At 71.3% G+C, this 17,330-nt stretch carries 16 protein-coding genes; 11 read left to right on the top strand and 5 right to left on the bottom strand.

All coding sequences use genetic code 11. From position 1 onward, the window contains the following. Window positions 1-116: 116 nt before the first annotated feature. Together Mco01_RS34060 and Mco01_RS34055 are read left to right on the top strand one after the other, a co-directional pair. Window positions 117-869 (top strand): YcnI family protein, encoded by a 753-nt coding sequence (locus Mco01_RS34060; protein ID WP_204060936.1) that lies wholly within the window; start codon window positions 117-119, stop codon window positions 867-869. 124 nt (window positions 870-993) lie between these two features. Next, window positions 994-1,536 (top strand): copper resistance CopC family protein, encoded by a 543-nt coding sequence (locus Mco01_RS34055; protein WP_204060935.1) that lies wholly within the window; start codon window positions 994-996, stop codon window positions 1,534-1,536. Between the two features lie 35 nt (window positions 1,537-1,571). Here the strand turns inward: Mco01_RS34055 and Mco01_RS34050 are convergent, their stop codons facing one another. The 3 genes from Mco01_RS34050 to Mco01_RS34040 all read right to left on the bottom strand — a co-directional run bounded on the left by Mco01_RS34050 (window position 1,572) and on the right by Mco01_RS34040 (window position 6,032). Beyond that, window positions 1,572-2,786, bottom strand: a complete 1,215-nt coding sequence (locus Mco01_RS34050) for a cytochrome P450 (RefSeq protein ID WP_204060934.1) — start codon at window positions 2,784-2,786, stop codon at window positions 1,572-1,574. Between the two features lie 341 nt (window positions 2,787-3,127). Then, complete coding sequence (locus Mco01_RS34045; RefSeq protein ID WP_204060933.1) at window positions 3,128-3,736, bottom strand: hypothetical protein; 609 nt, start codon at window positions 3,734-3,736, stop codon at window positions 3,128-3,130. 145 nt (window positions 3,737-3,881) lie between these two features. After that, a complete protein-coding gene (locus Mco01_RS34040; protein ID WP_204060932.1) occupies window positions 3,882-6,032 on the bottom strand; it encodes a golvesin C-terminal-like domain-containing protein in 2,151 nt (716 codons plus the stop codon). A 196-nt stretch (window positions 6,033-6,228) separates the two neighbouring features. Between Mco01_RS34040 and Mco01_RS34035 the strand changes: the two genes are divergently transcribed. The 8 genes from Mco01_RS34035 (at window position 6,229) to Mco01_RS34000 (ending at window position 14,157) form a co-directional block, all read left to right on the top strand. Then, complete coding sequence (locus Mco01_RS34035) at window positions 6,229-7,185, top strand: helix-turn-helix domain-containing protein (RefSeq protein ID WP_204060931.1); 957 nt, start codon at window positions 6,229-6,231, stop codon at window positions 7,183-7,185. A gap of 172 nt (window positions 7,186-7,357) precedes the next feature. Further along, entirely contained in the window at window positions 7,358-8,647 is a 1,290-nt protein-coding gene (locus tag Mco01_RS34030; RefSeq protein WP_204060930.1) for an ABC transporter substrate-binding protein, read from the top strand. Continuing rightward, window positions 8,644-9,594 (top strand): carbohydrate ABC transporter permease, encoded by a 951-nt coding sequence (locus tag Mco01_RS34025; RefSeq protein WP_204060929.1) that lies wholly within the window; start codon window positions 8,644-8,646, stop codon window positions 9,592-9,594. The genes Mco01_RS34030 and Mco01_RS34025 overlap by 4 nt, the downstream gene beginning before the upstream one ends. Further along, the gene (locus Mco01_RS34020; RefSeq protein ID WP_204060928.1) at window positions 9,591-10,415 is read left to right on the top strand and encodes a carbohydrate ABC transporter permease; all 825 of its coding nucleotides are present in this window, start codon (window positions 9,591-9,593) and stop codon (window positions 10,413-10,415) included. The genes Mco01_RS34025 and Mco01_RS34020 overlap by 4 nt, the downstream gene beginning before the upstream one ends. Further along, on the top strand, window positions 10,412-11,242 hold the full coding sequence (locus Mco01_RS34015) for an ROK family protein (RefSeq protein ID WP_204060927.1): 831 nt from the start codon (window positions 10,412-10,414) through the stop codon (window positions 11,240-11,242). Before Mco01_RS34020 ends, Mco01_RS34015 begins: the two co-directional genes overlap by 4 nt. Then, window positions 11,236-11,979 (top strand): GntR family transcriptional regulator, encoded by a 744-nt coding sequence (locus tag Mco01_RS34010; RefSeq protein WP_204060926.1) that lies wholly within the window; start codon window positions 11,236-11,238, stop codon window positions 11,977-11,979. Before Mco01_RS34015 ends, Mco01_RS34010 begins: the two co-directional genes overlap by 7 nt. Before the next feature lie 11 nt (window positions 11,980-11,990). Further along, entirely contained in the window at window positions 11,991-12,749 is a 759-nt protein-coding gene (locus Mco01_RS34005; RefSeq protein WP_204060925.1) for a sugar isomerase domain-containing protein, read from the top strand. Between the two features lie 133 nt (window positions 12,750-12,882). Then, complete coding sequence (locus tag Mco01_RS34000) at window positions 12,883-14,157, top strand: pentapeptide repeat-containing protein (protein ID WP_204060924.1); 1,275 nt, start codon at window positions 12,883-12,885, stop codon at window positions 14,155-14,157. A gap of 42 nt (window positions 14,158-14,199) precedes the next feature. On the opposite strand, the gene Mco01_RS33995 is transcribed toward Mco01_RS34000, so the two are convergent. Further along, window positions 14,200-14,871, bottom strand: a complete 672-nt coding sequence (locus Mco01_RS33995) for a TetR/AcrR family transcriptional regulator (RefSeq protein WP_239104123.1) — start codon at window positions 14,869-14,871, stop codon at window positions 14,200-14,202. A gap of 88 nt (window positions 14,872-14,959) precedes the next feature. On the opposite strand from Mco01_RS33995, the gene Mco01_RS33990 reads away from it, so the two are divergent. Then, entirely contained in the window at window positions 14,960-15,433 is a 474-nt protein-coding gene (locus Mco01_RS33990) for an SRPBCC family protein (RefSeq protein ID WP_204060922.1), read from the top strand. A 12-nt stretch (window positions 15,434-15,445) separates the two neighbouring features. Here the strand turns inward: Mco01_RS33990 and Mco01_RS33985 are convergent, their stop codons facing one another. Beyond that, on the bottom strand, window positions 15,446-17,164 hold the full coding sequence (locus Mco01_RS33985) for an amylo-alpha-1,6-glucosidase (protein ID WP_204060921.1): 1,719 nt from the start codon (window positions 17,162-17,164) through the stop codon (window positions 15,446-15,448). Window positions 17,165-17,330: the final 166 nt, after the last annotated feature.

The raw sequence follows: 17,330 nt of genomic DNA, 5'->3' as shown, positions 1-17,330 counted from the left end.
CCGGTCCCGGTCCGCCCTTTGCCGAGGGCGGCCGGGCGGTCCGGCGTGGCCGGCGTGGCCGGATGGGTGTCCGCGCGTTTTGTGGCTTTCACGTTCGACGACGGGAGAAACCCCTCATGGCACTGTCTGCCATCACACGCCGCGCCGCCACCGTGACCGCTGGTGCGCTCGCGCTGACGCTCGGCTTGGCCCTGCCGGCTCTGGCTCATGTCACGATCAACCCGGGGACCGCGGAGAAGGGCGGCTGGACGAAGATCGCTTTCCGGGTCCCGAACGAGCGGGACGACGCCGCGACGACCAAGGTCGAGGTCGATTTCCCGACCGATCATCCGTTGCCGTTCGTGTCGGTGCGGCCGGTGCCGGGGTGGGAGGTGAAGCTGACGCAGGGCAAGCTGCCCAAGCCGGTGGTCGACGACGACGGTGACAAGGTGACCGAGTCGGTGCTGAAGATCACCTGGTCGGGTGGGAAGATCGATCCTGGTCAGTTCCAGGAGTTCGAGGCGTCGGTCGGTCCGCTGCCGACAAACGTGGACTCCTTGCAGTTCCCGACCACGCAGACCTACTCCAGTGGTGAGACGGTCACGTGGGCCGACGCGCCGAAGGCGGACGGGTCGGAGGCCGAGCATCCGGTGCCGACGCTCCAGCTGGTCGCGGCGAGCGGGGACGACGCCGCCGGCGGCCACCACGACGGTGGCACACCCATGCCGGCGGGGTCGGCTGACCCCTCGGTGGCGGCCGTCAGGGAGGACGCGCACTCCTCGGCGAGCGACTCCGACGGCACGGCCCGGCTCCTGGCCGGGATCGGCATCGTCGTCGGCATCGCCGGGACGGCCGTGGGCGTGGCCGGGCTGCGCCGCTCCCGCGCCTGACCCCGGTGGGGCGCGGGGACGCGGCCGGAGCGGCCGTGGCCCCCGCGCCTGAATTCCGCCGTCCAGAGAAAGCCCGGGGGCTGCCACGCGAGGCCCCCGGGCTCCTCGCGCATTCGGAGATCCGATGAAAATCAGAGCGTTTCTTCTGCTCGGCCTGGCATGCACGCTTCTGGCGGTGTGGGGCACACCCGTGTCGGCGCACGACAGCCTGAGAAGCAGCACGCCGGCCAAGAACGCCGTCGTCTCCGGCCTCGATCACATCGAGCTGGAGTTCAGCGCCCACGTCAGCTTTCCTGTCGTGATCCTGCACGACGCCGCCGGACACCGCTTCGAATCGGGCACTCCCAGAACCGACGGGCCCACGGTGACCGAGGCCGTGGCCGGCCCGCTTCCCTCGGGCAGCTACACCGTCGCCTGGCGCGTCGTCTCCTCCGACGGCCATCCCGTCGAGGGTGAGATCCCGTTCACCGTCCGCTCCTCGTCGACATCCCCGGGTCGCGCGGCGCCCTCCGCCGGCGCGCGGGCGACGGCGGCCGCCGACAGCGGCGGGCAGAGTGGCATCCCCGGATGGGTATGGGCGGTTCTCGCGGGGCTGGTCGTCCTCGGGGCGGCCGCGCTGCTGAGCGGGAGGGGAAACAAGCGCGCCGAAAAGGACGAGCCGTCCTGACCCACATGAGTCCGCCGTGCTCCCTGCTTGGGCGCTCAGCCGCGTGTGGTGACGTGCATGGCGACCGGCCGGTAGACCAGGCCGTCGGCCCAGGTCACCGACTCGGGTGACGCGGTGAGGCGCAGGGTGGGGCGCTGGGTGACCAGTGCTCTGATCGCCTCCGTGAGCTCGACCCGGGCGAGGCTGGCGGCCAGGCACCGGTGCGGGCCGTAGCCGAAGGCCACGTGCGGGTTCGGCGGGTGGTCGGTGAACCGGTGGATGTCGAACCGTTCGGGATCGGGGAACGCCTGCGGGTCGTGGTTGGCCGCGTTCAGGTTCGGCATCACGACCGTCCCGGCGGGCAGCCGGCCGCCGGGGAGGTCGGTGTCCTCCGTGACACGGCGCATGAAGGCGCTGGCGGGGGGTCCGTCGAAGCGGAGGATCTCCTCGACGGCGGTGGCCACGAGGTTCGGGTCGGCGACCAGCTCGGCCCACTGGGCGGGGTGCAGGAGCAGCCGGAAGACGCCGCGGGCGATCATCGAGGCGGTGGTCTCGTGGCCGGCCGTGATGAGAGCGAACACGGTGTGGACCAGCTCGCCCTCCGACAGCCGGTCGTCCTGGTCCCTGGCCTGGATGAGCAGGTCGATGAGGTCCTCGCCGGGCTCCGCGCGATGCTGGGCGACGAGCTCGGTGGCATAGGCCATGAACTCGACGTTGCTCTGGTACCGCGCCTGCTCCGTGGCCGTGGAGGTGGTCAGGAACATGTCCGTCCAACGGACGAACCGGGCGTAGTCGTCCTTGGGCACGCCGAGCAACTCGCAGATGACCTGGCCCGGAAGCTGCAACGCGTACCCCTCGACCAGGTCGAACTCGTCACCGAGGCCGTCGAGCAGGTCCTGGGCGAGTCTCGCGATCCGGGGGCGCCACGGTTCGATCCGGCGCGGGGTGAAGGTGCCGTGCATGATCCGGCGGTAGCGGGTGTGCTCCGGCGGGTCCTGGTTGATCAGGGCGTTCGGGTCGTCGTCGATGCCGATTCCGCTCACCAGCCGCGGCAGTCCGGGCAGGCGCAGATTGCGGCTGGAGGTGGGGGAGGCCAGCAGGGCGCGGACGTCCTCATATCCGACGGCCAGCGGGACGCGGTCGCCGCTCGGCATCGTCGCCGGCTCCAGCGGCCCCGACTCGCGCCTGCGGGCGAACTCCGGGGACGGCGTGGCGAGTGGTCCCGGCACGATGTCCGGCCAGGTTTCGCCCGGATTCAGCTCGGCGGTCATCGAAACCCCTTTCGACGGGGCCGGGGGACGATCCACGCGAAACGTATGTAAGGGCGGGCCGCCCGTCAACAGACGGGTTCCGCCCTCGTGGCCGGCACCGAGCCGTCAGCCGCGCAGGCGGGCGAGCGACTGTGGTGTCAGGTGCCGGGCCCGCCTGCCCTCATGCTGGGTTGCAGCCTCGGCGCCTGGATCGGCCTCCACCTCGCCCTGAGCCACCCCGAACAGGTCAGATCCAGGAGATCCTCCGCCGCGTCCCGCGGGACGCCTGACCCCTCCGGCCCACAGGGGCTTCACGGCAGGACGAGGGGGTGTGCGTCACAGGAGCGGATGCGGACCTCGGCTCAGCCGCACATACCCGCCACGCGCTCCTCGCGCACGATCTGGTCCACGCTCTTGGTCTGGTACTCCTTCTGCTGATCGGCGTCGGGGACGAATCGCCAGACGCCGCGCTCGTACTGGAAGTCGTACACGAACGTGGCGATGCTTCTGGCAGCCGTGACGCGTGCGTGGTCCCCGGTCACCGATACCGCCGAGATCTGGATACGTATCCCCTGCGCGATGGAGGGGCAGAGCCTGAAGCGCCGGACATAGTCGCGGCGCGAGACCAGACGCTGAGCCTCGCTCGTCCAGCGGTCCCAGAAAGGGCCGTACTGGCCGGAGGTGTACAGGTCGAACACCTTCTGCGCGGCCAGCCGGGCACCGGCCCGCGTCTTGGGCTGCGCCGGCCTGCGGGTGGGCGCCGCGTTCGTCTTCACCACGAGAGGGCTGGCGGTCGCGACTGGCGCGGTCGCCGGGCTCCCCGTCTTCCGCACGAGCAGGACGGCGAGGACGGCGGCGATCAGCACCGCGATGGCTGCGATCACGAGAGCGACGAGGGCGATGGTGCGTTCGCTGCCGCGGCCGCGGCGCCGCTGGGCCGGCCGCTCGTCGTACAGTGGCGGGTAGGACACGGGAGTCTCCAGGTGCTGGGGGGCTCCTGGGTGACGCCTGAGGGTTCACCGGCGGTTACCGGCTGGCCGGATCCGGACGCGGTCGCGGGGACCGGAACGGCCTGATCATCGCGCTCATGACCAGGCCGTCCGTTTCCGGGAGGTGTCAGCAGGACCCCGTGGTCAGCCGCATCGCGTCGGCGGCCGTGTAGCCGCCCCCGGTGTCGTCGAGGACGATCCGCAGGCTGGTGGAACTACCGGTGTTCAGCGTGCCGAGGAACTGCCAGCCGTTCACCAGGTCCTGGTTGATCAGCGAGGTGAAGGTGGCGGAACCGCTCGTGCCCCGGAAGCCCTGGTAGTGCGCCTGGGTGTTGGTGGCGTGGTCGTCGGGGATGTACGCGCACACGCTGTAGGTCTTGTTGACCGGCAGTCCGGAGAACGTCCAGGTCGCCTTCGACTGGGCGGTCGTGCCGTTGCCGTTGGTCCATTTCTCGTAACCCAGGTCACCGTGCCCGAAGCTGTTGTACCAGTCCTTGGCCAGGGTGAACTGCGCCAGCGGGGATCCGGGCCCCACGGTCAGCGAGGGGTAGACCGGCCCCAGGACCGTGGCCGGGCACGGCGTGTGGACGAAGGAGATCGTGTCGGCGGTGACGTACGCGTCGCCGCTCGCGGGGCTCTGGTCGGTGAGGATGACGCCGATGTTGCCGGCGGCGGTGGCCCGGTACGTGCCGAGACCGGCGAGATTGTTGGTGTAGGCGGTGAGATTCAGGCTCACCGTCGGCGCTCCTGCGGCGGCCGAGACGGTGTACATGGCCTGGTAGGAGTTGGCGTGGTTGCCGGGCACGAAGGCGAAGAGCTTGTAGCAGGCGTTGGGGATCACCGAGGCGTTCCAGGTGGCCGAGCCGCTCGGCGTCATGCCGTTGGTGTACGTGTAGTACTGGTTGCCCTGCTGCCCGTTGCCGGCTGAGGCGTACCAGCCGTCGATCGTCCCCGGGTACGGATCGCCGTGGAGGAAGGCGCCGCCGTTGGCGAAGTCGATCGTCTCCGAGGCGCGGACCGCCCCCGAGCAGTCACCTCGTGGCACGTAGCGCATCGCGTCCGCGGCGACCTGCGCGCCGGCCGGCCCCTGGTCGGTGAGCTTCACCGGTAACAGCCCGTCGTCCCTGGCCTGGAAGACGCCGAGCTCGACCCATCCGTTCGTGGTGTCGTTCTCGTCCACCGGCACCAGGCTGGAGCCGAAGTGCTGGTCGTACACGGTGTAGAGGGCGGCGTGGCTGTTGGACCACTGGTCGGGGACGTAGGCGTCGACCTGGTAGCACGTGTACGCCGTGAGCCGGGGGTGCCAGCTGACGGTCGAGTCCTCGGCGCCCGGGTGGGTGTTGGTCCACAGCATCTGGCCGACGTAGCCGTGGCCGGCATCGGTGTACCAGCCGTGGTCGGTGCCGGGGTAGTCCGCGCCGGCCAGGTCGACGTCACTCCGGCCGTCGCCGGGGTACGCGACGGTGGGCGGCAGGGGATCCGCCGGATGACCCTCGTAGGAGACCACGCCGGGGTTCGGCTCAGGCGGCATGGCCGCTCCCGGCTCGGGTCCGTCGGCGATGTGGACGAAGCCGCCCGGCCAGGGGAAGTCGTAGCGCGCCAGGCCGTAGCTGTCGTCGCTGTACCCCTGGTGCCACGCCATGTGGACGACCGAGTATCGGGCGTTCTCCCGCATGTTGTACTGCTCGACCGTGATGGATCCGTCGGGGTAGACGTCGGTGACGTACCCCACATGGCCGGTGGGGCTGTTGGGGATGGCGCCGTGTGCCCAGTCGGCGGCCGCCAGCCCGTCCTTCGGGTCGTCGGCGCCGTTCGGCCACCAGGCGATCGCCCCGGGAGTCGGGATGTCGTCCACGACGTACCCCATGCTCTGCGCCTGCTGTTTCCACGCGTCGGCGTTCAACGCCTTGCCGTCGCCCACGTACGCGCCGGTCGCCCAGAAGTGGAACTGGTCCACGGGGCTGATGTCGGCGGCCGCCGCGTCCGGAGGCGCCGTCGAGTTCGACAGGTTCTCGTACACCTTCCACGCGCCGAAGGAGTCGCACTGGCCGTAGTACTCGTGCCAGGGGTCCTGGGCGGTGGTGTTCGGATTCCCCGTCGGGTACGGGTAGTCGTTGCCGGCGTGCCGGGCGTGCCCGGTCACCCAGGGGGCGTCGGCCCTGGCCGGTTCGCCGTGCGGGATCACCAGCAGGGACAGGAGCACGGTGAGCGCGGCCAGCCATCCGGTACGGCGCAGGTGGGCCGCGCCGGCCAGGATCAGCGGCCGCGACGTGGTCATCCTCAAGTCTTCTCCTCACGGTTCCATCGGGATTTCCCTGGAACGCGGGCATCGTGATCTGGCGCGGCCCCACCACACCAGAGGGAAGGCCGCGAAACGACAGAAGAGCGACAGAACGGAGACAGGGGAAGAAGTGAATCGATAGAATCCTGCCGATCAAGCCGCTCCTCGCCGCGTTCAGGCAGGGAAGACGCCGATGGCGAACAACGTGATCGACCCGTCCCCGGAGGACGAGGACCTCGGGCACCGATTACGGCGGCTGCGCAGGTCCGCCGGCATGAGCCAGCAACGGCTGGCGCGCGAGCTGGGGCTCAGCGCGCACAGCAGCATCGTCTACTACGAGAGCGGCAGGCGCATCCCTCCGGCGGACATCGTCGACGCGTACGAGCGGGTCTTCGCCCTGGCACCCGGGACGCTGCACCGCAGCCGCCTGCGGGCCCTGGCCGCGCGGGCCGATCTCGCCTCCGAGAACCCCCGGCCTTCCACGCCCGGGCGGGCGCCGACCGCCGACCAGCCCGAGCCGGCCCGATCTCCGGAGACCGTCTCCGCGCCCGGGCGGGTCTCGTCACCGGAGGCCGTTCCCGATGCGGCTTCCCCACCGGAGACCGCGCCCGAGCCGGCTCAACGGGGCCGTCCGACGCGCCGGACGCTCCTGGCCCTGGTGAACGTCGCCCTGCTCGCCATGACGACGGCGGCGACGGTGACGCCTCCGTCCTCCGGCGCCACGCTCGACCCCACCTGGACGAGCTCCACCCAGAACGTCACCGACCGGGCGGAACGATCCGACCCCGAGCCGATGGACGGCGACGACCCGCGGGCGCGCGGCTGCTACCCGGACGCGCTCACCCTGCAGACGACGCCGCTCACCACGCCGGACGGGCACCCCTTCGGCACGCTGCGGTTGCGGGAGTCGCGGCACTGCGGAACGGTCTGGGGCTCGGCCTACTACCGCAACCCCGACCTCTACACCGTCCGCATCACCGTCCACCGGCCCAGCGACGGCGCGACGGTGCGCAGCGACTGGAGCAACGACACCCCACCCGGCAGCTACAGCGACATGCTCTCCACCGGCAACGGCTGCGCGTGGGTCGAGGCCATCGTCATCACCCCCGGTGGCACCTCCAGGCCCGCGGCCTCCGCCTGCCGCACCTGAAGTACCGCCCTACTGCGCATAACGCCCAGGTAACGTCCCTCGCTCAACCTTCCCATCTCTCCCAAAATTCGTTATAACAACCTAACGATGTAACGACGCCCGGTCGGCGGCGGCGTACAGCGGGGAGGAGGCGACCCCCTTGAGAAATGTCGGAGCGATCTCACTCGGTGCCGTGTTGGCACTCGCGCTGGCCGGATGCGGCGGCGGCTCGGAAGATTCCGGAGCGGCCGGCGGCCCGCAGACGATCTCATTCCTTACCCACTGGGGACCCGAGCAGGTGACGGCGCTCAAGGCCGCCGCCGCCGCGTTCCACACGAAGAACCCGGATGTCACCGTCGACATCCGCGCCGTTCCCTTCGCCAATCTGCTCAGCACGCTGAGGACGCAGGGCGCGAGCCCCAACGGCCCCACCATCGCGGGCATCTACGACCTCTGGCTTCCCGAGCTGGTGCGGGACGGCCTCGCCGCCCCGGCCCCCGCGGGCGTGGCCGCGGACGTCAAGGCCGGCTGGCCGGGGAACACGGTCGACGACGTCACCAAGCAGGGGCAGGTCCGCGGATACCCGAACGAGGTCGACCTCTACGCGCTCAACTACAACAAGAAGCTGTTCGCGGACGCGGGCATCACGGCTCCGCCCAAGACCTGGGACGAGCTGGTCGCCGACGCCGCCAAGCTGACCAGGCGCGACGGCGGCAAGGTGACGCAGCAGGGCTTCGGCGTGATCACGAGCTGGGCCTCCGGCGCCGTCCACCCCTGGTTGTCGCTGGTGAACTCCAACGGCGGCGGGCTCCTCGACGGGAGCACCCCCAAGCTGGACGACCCGAAGGTGGTGGCCGCGGCTCAGCTCTACGCGGACCTGGTCAAGAGCGGGGCCACCCAGCCGTCCATGAGCGGCGCCAACGCCAACACGACCGGGCCCTACCTCGACAACTTCGTCAACGGCAAGACCGGCATGATCATCATGGCGAACTGGTGGCAGAGCGCGCTCAAGCAGGCGATGGGCGACCGGTACTCCGACGTCGGCGTGGCGCCGGTGCCGGTCGGCCCGGACGGCACGGCGTCCTCGGGCGTGTCCTACTCCTGGCTGACGATGGTGAACGGCAAGGCCTCACCGGCCAAGCAGGACGCGGCCTGGAAGTTCCTCCAGTTCCTCAACGGAGCCGAGAGCGGCAAGGGCGGATCGTCCGCGATGGGCGACATCCTGATGTCGATGGGCATCCTGCCCAGCAGGACCGGTGACCTCACGGCGCACAAGGCCGACCTGTCCGACCCGTTCATCGCGGCGTACGTCGCCGAGCTGCCGAACGCCAAGCCCTTCCCGACCGTGCTGGGCGGTGAGGCCATGAGCCAGGCCGTGCAGAAGCACATCGAGAACGTCGTGTTCGGCAAGGAGACCGCGCAGCAGGCGATGACCGCGGCGCAGAAGGAGGTCACCGACATCCTCACCAAGGCCGGCGCATGACGGTCCAGGCGTCCCGCACCGCCATCCGGGCGACCACCGGATGGCGGGCCCGGGCTCGGGGGTCCACCAGGTGGGGGGCGGCGATCGCCTTCCTCTCGCCGGCGATGGCGGTCATCGTCCTGTTCGTCGCCGTGCCGATCGCCCTGACGTTCTGGATCAGCCTGCACGACTGGTCGATGTACACGCCGCTGTCGCAGATGACGTGGCGCGGGCTCGGCAACTACACCGACCTGCTGCACAGCGACGACTTCCTGAACGCGCTCGGCAACACCCTGGTGTACGTCGCGCTCGTGCTGGTGACGACCGTCCCCCTGGCCCTCGGGCTCGGGATGCTGCTCTACTTCCCGAAGACCGCGGGCAAGGCGGCGGCGCGGGCCGCCCTCTTCTCGACCTACGTGATTCCCACGGTGGCCATCGCGATCGTCTGGGGAGCGCTCTACGCGCCCGACTACGGCCCGATCTCGCAGGCGCTGACCGCCGTCGGGATCGACCCGCCCGCCTGGCTGAGCGACCCCGGGACGGCGCTGTTCTCCCTTGTCGTCTTCCACGTCTGGCAGATGACCGGCTACTACACGATCCTGGTCGTCGCGGGGCTCACCCAGATCCCCGGTGACGTGTACGAGGCGGCCCGCATCGACGGCGCCGGCTTCTGGCGGCAGACGTTCAGCGTCACGCTGCCCCTGCTCCGCCGTACGACGACCTTCATCGTGCTGATCGCCGCGATCAACGCGATCCAGGTCTTCGACCCCGTCTACATCCTCACCCAGGGCGGGCCCGCCGAGAGCACCACGGTCCTGTCGTACGCGATCCAGCGGGCGGCGTTCCAGAACGGCATGGCGGGCCAGGCGAGCGCGATGGCCTTCAGCCTGCTGCTCGTGCTGGTGGCCGTCGCGGGGGTCGTCCTCGCCGCGATGCGCCGGCGGTCGGCGCCGGAGGGACGGTCATGAGGCGGACGGCGCGCGCGGGGACGGCTGTCGCGCTCGGGCTGGTCATCCTGGTGCCGCTGTTCCCGCTGTACTGGATGGTGATCTCCGCGCTGAAGGGCCCGGAGGAGCTGCAGAAGGCGCCGCCGACCTGGTTCCCGTCCCACCTGACGTTCTCCGCGTTCGGCGAGGTCTTCCGGGCCGTCCCCTTCGGCGGCGCCTTCGTCAACAGCGTCCTGATCGCGGGGGTCTCCACGCTGTCGGTCCTGGTGACCAGCGTGATGGCCGGCTTCGTGTTCGCGAAGTACCGCTTCCGGGGCCGCGACCTGCTGTTCTGGTCGGTCGTCGCCACGATGTTCCTGCCGCCGATCGTGACCCTGGTGCCGTTGTACTGGCTGGTCTCGACGATGGGCCTGGCCGACTCCTACCTGGGCGTGATGCTGCCCTGGCTGGCGAATGCCTTCGGCATCTTCCTGATGCGGCAGTTCATCGCGGACGTCCCCGAGGAGCTGATCGAGGCCGCACGCCTGGACGGCGCGTCGGAGGCGCGCATCGTCTGGCAGATCGTCACGCCGCTGCTGCGTCCCGCGCTGGTCAGCCTCGCGATCTTCGCGTTCGTCTTCTACTGGAACAACTTCCTGTGGCCGCTGTCGATCCTGCAGTCGGACGACAAGTTCCCCGTCGTCCTCGCGCTGAGCCGCCTGCTGTCGTACAGCACGAGCGTGCAATATCAGAACGTGGTCATGGCCGGGGCTCTGATCGCCAGCGTGCCCACGATCGTGGTGTTCCTGCTCGCCCAGCGCGTGTTCGTGCAGAGCATCTCCCGGACGGGGGTGAAGGGATGACGGCGTTCGTCGGCATCGACGTCGGCGGCACCTCCGTACGGGTCCTGGCCGAGACGCCGGACGGGCGCGGCGAGCTCGTCACGGCCCCGGTGGCCGGGTCCTACGACGCCTTCCTCGACCAGGTGGCCGGGCTCTGCGCCGGAGTCGCACGACCGGCGGGAGTCGGGGTCGGGCTGCCGGGGACCTCCGGTGAGAGCGGGCCGCTGTTCGTCCCCGCGCTGCCCTGGCTGGAGGGCCGGCCGCTGCGGGAGGACCTGGAGACCCGCCTCGGCGCGCCGGTGCGGCTCGGCCTGGACGGCCACCTCACCTTGCTCGCCGAGGCCGCCGAGGGCGCGGCCAAGGGGGCCGGGTCGGCGGTGCTGCTGGCCGTCGGGACGGGCATCGGCGGCGCCCTCCTGATCGACGGCCGGATCTGGCGCGGGGTCCACGGCAGCGCCGGATCGTGGGGCTGGCTGCCGGCGGACGCGCCGGACGACCGGATCCACGGCCCGTTCGAGCAGGCCGCCTCCGGCTCGGCCCTGCGCGACGGTCCCGCCCTGGTGGCGGCGGCCCGCGAGGGCGACGAGCGGGCGCGTGACGCGCTCGACGCGTACGCCGCCCGTCTCGCCCGGGGGGTCGCGGCGGTTGCGAGCACGATCGATCCCGAGATCATTCTCATCGGCGGCGGGCTCGCCGACGCGATGGACGTCCTCAGCCCTCCGCTGCAGCGTCACGTCGCGAGGTTCGCCTCACCCGACGGCGGCCGGGTGCCGGTGCGGCCCGCCGCCCTGGGGTCCCGGGCGGGCGTCGTGGGAGCACTCCTCATCGCCAGAACGGAGAAATGGTGATCGTCAAGGGGCTGGACCCCACCTCGGGAGTCCCTCTCTACCTGCAGGTCGAGCGGAGCCTGCAGCAACGCGTCGACGACGGCGAGTGGGTGCCGGGCCAGCGGCTGCCGACCGAGGAGGAGCTGGGCAGGGCGTACGGCGTCAGCCGCGTCACGGTCCGGCAGGCGGTCGCCCGGCTGGCCGACCGCGGGGTGCTGGTCAGGGAACAGGGCCGGGGCACCTTCGTCCGCGACACGCGCCTGACCGCGGGCGCGCGGTGGGTCACGTCCTTCACCACCGAGCTCGCGCAACTCGGCCACAGCGCGGGCTCGCGCGTCCTCGGCCAGGCGATCGTCACTGCGGGGGAGGAGGGCCTGCCGCCCGAGATGCAGCTGGCCGCCGACGCCCGGATGCTGCGGCTGCGCAGGCTCAGGACCGACGGGTCCCGGCCCGTGGGCGTGCAGACCGCGCTCCTCCCGCTCGACCGGTTCCCCGGCCTCGCCGACATCGACTTCACCGACCGGTCGCTCTACCAGACCCTCAACGAGCGCTACGGACTGGTCCCGCGCGAGGCCGTCGAGACCTTCACGGTCGGCGGCGTGCTCGACGAGGACGCCGCGACCCTCGGAGTGGCCGCGGGCGCCCACGCGTTCTACGTCGAACGCCTCACCTTCGACGCCCATGGTCCGTTCGAACACGTACGCAGCGTCATGCGCGGTGACCGGTACCGCGTGCGGCTGGCGTTGCGGACCCCATGAAAGGAACGCCCGTGAGTTACACCCGAACCCTGATGACCATCCTTGACCGGCTCGCCTCCACACAGGAGGAGGTGCTGGCGACCGTGGCCGAGCGCTGCGCGGACGCCGTCGAGAACGGCGGCCTCATCCACCTGTTCGGCAGCGGCCACTCGGTGATCCCCACCTTGGACGCCTTCCCCAGGTACGGCAGTTTCGCGGGCATCCACCCGCTCACCGACCCCCGGCTGATGTGGCACAACGTGCTGGGGCCGGGCGGGGTGCGCGAACTGCTCTGGCTGGAGCGCACCGAGGGGTACATCAAGCAGTACCTGGACCACGAGCCACTGGCCCCCGGCGACGTGATGGTGGTCTACAGCCACGGCGGCAGGAACGCGGCGCCCGTCGAGGCGGCCATGTACGGCGCCAAGCGCGGCCTGTTCACCGTCGCGGTCACGTCGGTGGCCAACCTCGAACGCCCGGCCGAGCACTCCAGCGGCCAGCGGATCGCGGAGGTCTGCGACGTCACGATCGACACCGGCGTGCCCGTCCAGGACGCCATCATCGAGGTGGACGGCTGGGACCGTCCGGTAGGGGGCGCCTCGACGGTGGTGGCCAGCGTGGTCAGCCACGAGATCGTCACCCGTACGGCCGCCGTGCTCGCCGGCCGGGGCGTCGTGGTGCCGACGTTCGTCTCCCCGACGGTGCCCGGGGCCACCGTGTCGTCGAACGACGAGGTGTTCGCCGACCACCAGCGCCGCCTGCACGCCGCCGCGGGGCGCGACCAGCGGTGAGGTGACGGCCGGACGACCGAGGGCCTGATCGCCGTTCGCCGGCGATCAGGCCCTTCCGCATCAGTCGATGCGGACGATGTCCCGGCGGCGTGTGCCCGGTAACGTCCGAGGGCTGATCGGCTGATATGGCGGTATGCGCCTGCCACCGCCGTTCCGCCGTCGCCCCACCGCGGCCACCCGAGTCCCCGCGCTGCGCGCGCCTCGTCCCGCGGCCTGGTGGATCGTGCCGGCCGCGCTGGCCGTGGCGGCGACGGTGTACGGAGTGGCGTGGTGGCTGCTGGCGGGGCTGCCCGCGGCGCCGACCGCCCAGCAGGCGGCCGAGGCCGCCGCACGCAGTGAGATCATCCGCACCGCGCTCGCCGCCGGAGCCGGATCGGGCGCGGCGATCACGCTCATGCTGGCCTTCCGCCGGCAGCGGCATCAGGAACTCGACGCGCACGTCACTGCGGACCTGGCCGAGCGCAACGCGGAGCTGGCCGTCCAGGTCGCGCGGCAGAACGAGCGCGATGCGACCGAGCGGCGTATCACCGAGCTGTACACCAAGGCGGCCGAGCAACTCGGCCACGACAAGGCCGCGGTCCGGCTGGCCGGGTTGTACGCGCTGGAACGCCTCGCCCAGGACAACCCCGGGCACCGCCAGACCGTCGTCAACGTCGTCTGCGCCTACCTGCGCATGCCCTACACCCTGCCCCGGCTCCCCGACCCCGGCCGCGCCCGCCGCGACGTCTTCCGCCGCTACCGCACCACGGGGAAGACCTCCACCCCCGCGGCGGCGGTCCCCGCTGCCGGTGCCGATCCCGAGGGTGAGCGGCAGGTGCGCCTGACCGCGCAACGCGTCCTCGCCGACCACCTCCGGGATGAGCGCCCGTTCGGCGAACGGGAGACCGTGCCGGCAGGTGAACGACACTGGACGGGCATCCGCGTCGACCTGACCGGAGCACTGCTGATCGACCTGGACTTCTCGCGCTGCACCACCACGGAGGCGGTGTTCCGCGACGCGAGCTTCTCCGGGGACGCCGATTTCGCCTACGCGACCTTCTCCGGAGACGCCGCGTTCCAACGGGCGACCTTCTCCGGGGGCGCCAGATTCGACCGGGCGGTCTTCGCCGGGTCCGCCGGTTTCGGGCAGGCGACCTTCTCCGCCGACGCCTGGTTCGACGGGACGACCTTCTCCGCGATCGCCTGGTTCGAAGGGGCCACCTTCACTGACACGGCCTGGTTCATCGATGCGACCTTCTCCCCGGACACGGAGTTCGCAGGGGCGACGTTCGCCGAGGAGGCCATGCTCACCGGCTCCCGGGTGGTGGGGAAGCCGGACCCGCATTGGGAGGCGGAGCGCCGTTGGCCGGCGGGCTGGACGGTGGTGCGCGACCCGGACGGGGACGGGTTTCTGGAATCGCAGCCGTAGAAGGGCGATCCAGGCTGGTGTCCGTCCCGCCTGCCGTCCCGGCTAGAGACCCGTGTCGAGAACCGTGGCGGCGCGGTGGACGTCGGCGTTGACAGCGTCGCGGAGCTGGGCCGGCGTCAGGCCGGCGGCGAGATGCCTGCCCAGGCTCTGGAACTGGATCTGCCACAGACCGATGAGGGCGATCGCGGCGATGCGGGGCTCGGGCGCGTCCTGCGCGACGCCTGCCCGTTCGGCCAGCGCCTGGGCGGCGGCGGCGATGAGCCTGTCGGCGGCTTCGCGCTGGTAGGCCTGCAGCGCGGGCGTGGAGCGCAGCAGGGCGCCGAAGCGCAGGATCAGCTCGGCGGCGTGGCCCTGGTCGTCCTGCGCGGACATCCAGGAGGTCAGGGCCGTCAGCTCGCCGGACAGGATCGCCAGCGCGGCCTGCAGCGGCGGCAGCGTGGGGTCGGCCAGAGTGCGGAGGGAGGCCGCCGTACTCTCCCACAGGTCGAGGATCAGCGATTCCTTGGTGGGGAAGTAGTTGTAGACCGTCTTCTCCGTCACGCCGCACGCCTCGGCTATCTCCGTGACGCGTACGGCGTCGAAGCCGCGCTCGAGGAACATCCGGGTCGCGGTGTCGGACAGCCGGCGGCGCAGCAACCGCTTCTTGCGCTCCCGCGGCCGTTCGTCCTCGGGTATGTGCTGATCGCGCAGCATCGGCCAGTCCACCGCACGCATGCTCACGATCCCAGACTATTACAGTCCCTGAACTTTTCGAGTAGCATCTTTTTCAGTGACTGAAAAAAGCGCTGGAGGAGGTCTGGGCATGTCCGAGATCCGCATCGTCTGCGACTACCCGCACGCCGTGGCGAAGGTGTGGCGTGCCGTGACCGATCCCGAGCTCATCCGGCGGTGGACCGCGACCGGCGCCGGCGCCCGGGCGGAGGGATTCTCCCCGGTCGTCGGCACCCGGTTCCGGTTCGTCGCCAAGCCCAGACCCGGGTGGAACGGCGTCGTGCACTGCGAGGTGCTGGAGGTGGACGAGCCCTCCCTGCTGCGCTACTCCTGGGCCGGCGGCGACGGGAAAGGCGACACCACCGAGGTCGTCTACCGGGTGCGGCCCCACGACGGCGGCACCCGGTTCGTCTACGAGCACACGGGCTTCACCGGCGTTGGCGGCGCCTTCATGGCCCGTTTCCTGGGCCGCGTCCGCCGCAGGATGCTCACCGTCGGCCTGCCCGCCGTGCTCGACGACCTCGACGCGCCCCGCGGCGCCGGCCCCTCTGCGCCCAGGACATGAGCGCCTGGTCGTTCAGGCGGGGCCGGCCGCCGCTTCCCGGCGCTCGTGGGCGGCGGCGAGGATGAGATACGCACTGGCCGTCCAGGTGTAGGCGCGGTCGCGCAGGCCGGTGCCGCTGCCGGCGTCGAAGTTCTCCGCGAACCCCGACTTCTCGCACAGGGCGCGGAAGCGGGCGCTGATCTCGTCGGCCAGGTCGGCGTAGCCGGCGCGGCGGAGCCCGTCCTCGACGAGGACGGTCGAGGGCGCCCAGATCGGGCCGCGCCAGTATCCGTCGTCCTGGTAGTGCTCCGACGTGGGCAGCTCCGTGGCGAGCCCGAACGCGGTCAGGTGCGTCTCGATCCGGGCGGCCAGGACGTCGCGGACGGACGCGGGCAGCTCCTCTCCCAGGACGATGGGCATGAGGTCGAGCAGGCTGGAGCTGGACCACGTCCGTCCGGAGTGCACGCCCCGGGCGACGAAGCGGTCGCCGTCCCACAGCTCGGCGATGAGCGCGTCACGCATCCGGCCCGCCGCCTCCGACCAGCGGTCCGACGCCTCGGGACGGCCCAGTTCGCCGGCCAGGCGGGCGAGCTCGCGCATCTGGAGGATGAGGAAGGCCGCCAGGTCGGCGCTCTCGACGAGGCGCTCGGGGTCGAAGGTGGTGGCGTTGTCCCAGCCGCTGTCGTTGCCGTGCTGGTAGTGGGCGAGCTCGCGGCCGGGGACGCGTCGGGCGGTGAGCCAGAAGCCGGTCCACCGCTCCAGCAGCCGGTAGACCTCGGCGGGCTCGCGCTCGTGCAGCGGGCGCAGCAGTCCCAGGGCCCACCCGTGGATCGGCGGCTTGACGAAGTTGTGGAGCACCTCGGAGTGGGTCACGGAGTCGGGCAGCGCGCCCGCCGCGTCCTGGTGGTCGAAGGGCAGCCGGAACTGGTCCCATGCCAGCTCGGGCAGGCCGCCGGCGAGAGCGATGGCGTTGAAGCAGTGGTCCCAGCTCCACACCTTGTCCATCCAGTGCTTCGACATCAGCACCGCCGGCCGGGTGACGAACCCCGCCGCGCGTACGGTGGCCGACCACAGGACGTAGGCGGCCAGCTCCGCCGCCGGGGTGCGGTCGCTGCGCCAGGGCGCCACCGCGTCCCGGAACGCCTCGAACCCGGCCCGCGCGGCCGCAGCCACCTGCTCGAAGTCGTCTCCACCGGTGTAAGGGGCGCGGGCGGTCTCGTACTCCTCGACCGCGATCTCCCACGGCTCGCCGTCGCCGGGCAGCACGACGCCGCGCTCGGCCTCGCCGAGCGCCTGCGCTCCCAGCGGCTCGGCCCGGCCGGCGAGCAGGGTGATCCGGTAACGGCGTCCCGTCTGGTACACCGTGAAGACCCACGAGCCGTCCCCGGGATCCTGGTAGAAGTACGGGCCGCTGAACGGCGTGAGGACCGGGTCGGCCGCCACCAGGCGGAGGCCGAGGCCCTGGCCGCGCACGCGCGCGGTGTCGGGATTCTCGTAGGCGAGGTCGATCCGGCCGGCGTCGTGGGCCCAGGTGAGCCGGTGCGGTGCGGCGGTGACGGTCGTCTCGGCGCGGACGCCCTCCACGGTGGGGATCAGCCGCAGGATCGGGTGCATGCCGGTCTGGTGCGACACCAGGTGGACGTCCTGCGCGTACTTCTTCTCCCCGATCACCGGAGAGAAGTCGAACCACGATCCGCGGAAGCTGAACGGGATCTCCTGCGGGGAGAACACCGGGCCTGCGGCGACGGTCATGAAGTGGGAGTCCCTTCGAACAAGAGGGTGAGGAGGACAGGCGGAGACGGCCGGTCGGTGCCCGGCCACGCCCGGGTCTAGTGCTTGACCGCGCCCGCCGTGACACCGGCGGCGACGTAGCGCTGGGCGACGACGAGCAGGACGGTGGCGGGGATGGACGCGATGA

The organism is Microbispora corallina (assembly GCF_016863035.1).
GTDB classification, from domain to species: domain Bacteria; phylum Actinomycetota; class Actinomycetes; order Streptosporangiales; family Streptosporangiaceae; genus Microbispora; species Microbispora corallina.
This window is presented reverse-complemented; position numbering and strand designations above follow the sequence as displayed.

Excerpts from the sequence above, each read along its gene's own strand:
- Mco01_RS34060 (WP_204060936.1), top strand. The coding sequence starts at position 117 with ATGGCACTGTCTGCCATCACACGCCGCGCCGCCACCGTGACCGCTGGT.
- Mco01_RS34055 (WP_204060935.1), top strand. The coding sequence starts at position 994 with ATGAAAATCAGAGCGTTTCTTCTGCTCGGCCTGGCATGCACGCTTCTG.
- Mco01_RS34050 (WP_204060934.1), bottom strand. The coding sequence starts at position 2,786 with ATGACCGCCGAGCTGAATCCGGGCGAAACCTGGCCGGACATCGTGCCG.
- Mco01_RS34040 (WP_204060932.1), bottom strand. The coding sequence starts at position 6,032 with ATGACCACGTCGCGGCCGCTGATCCTGGCCGGCGCGGCCCACCTGCGC.
- Mco01_RS34035 (WP_204060931.1), top strand. The coding sequence starts at position 6,229 with ATGGCGAACAACGTGATCGACCCGTCCCCGGAGGACGAGGACCTCGGG.
- Mco01_RS34025 (WP_204060929.1), top strand. The coding sequence starts at position 8,644 with ATGACGGTCCAGGCGTCCCGCACCGCCATCCGGGCGACCACCGGATGG.
- Mco01_RS34020 (WP_204060928.1), top strand. The coding sequence starts at position 9,591 with ATGAGGCGGACGGCGCGCGCGGGGACGGCTGTCGCGCTCGGGCTGGTC.
- Mco01_RS34015 (WP_204060927.1), top strand. The coding sequence starts at position 10,412 with ATGACGGCGTTCGTCGGCATCGACGTCGGCGGCACCTCCGTACGGGTC.
- Mco01_RS34010 (WP_204060926.1), top strand. The coding sequence starts at position 11,236 with ATGGTGATCGTCAAGGGGCTGGACCCCACCTCGGGAGTCCCTCTCTAC.
- Mco01_RS34000 (WP_204060924.1), top strand. The coding sequence starts at position 12,883 with ATGCGCCTGCCACCGCCGTTCCGCCGTCGCCCCACCGCGGCCACCCGA.
- Mco01_RS33995 (WP_239104123.1), bottom strand. The coding sequence starts at position 14,871 with ATGCGTGCGGTGGACTGGCCGATGCTGCGCGATCAGCACATACCCGAG.
- Mco01_RS33990 (WP_204060922.1), top strand. The coding sequence starts at position 14,960 with ATGTCCGAGATCCGCATCGTCTGCGACTACCCGCACGCCGTGGCGAAG.
- Mco01_RS33985 (WP_204060921.1), bottom strand. The coding sequence starts at position 17,164 with ATGACCGTCGCCGCAGGCCCGGTGTTCTCCCCGCAGGAGATCCCGTTC.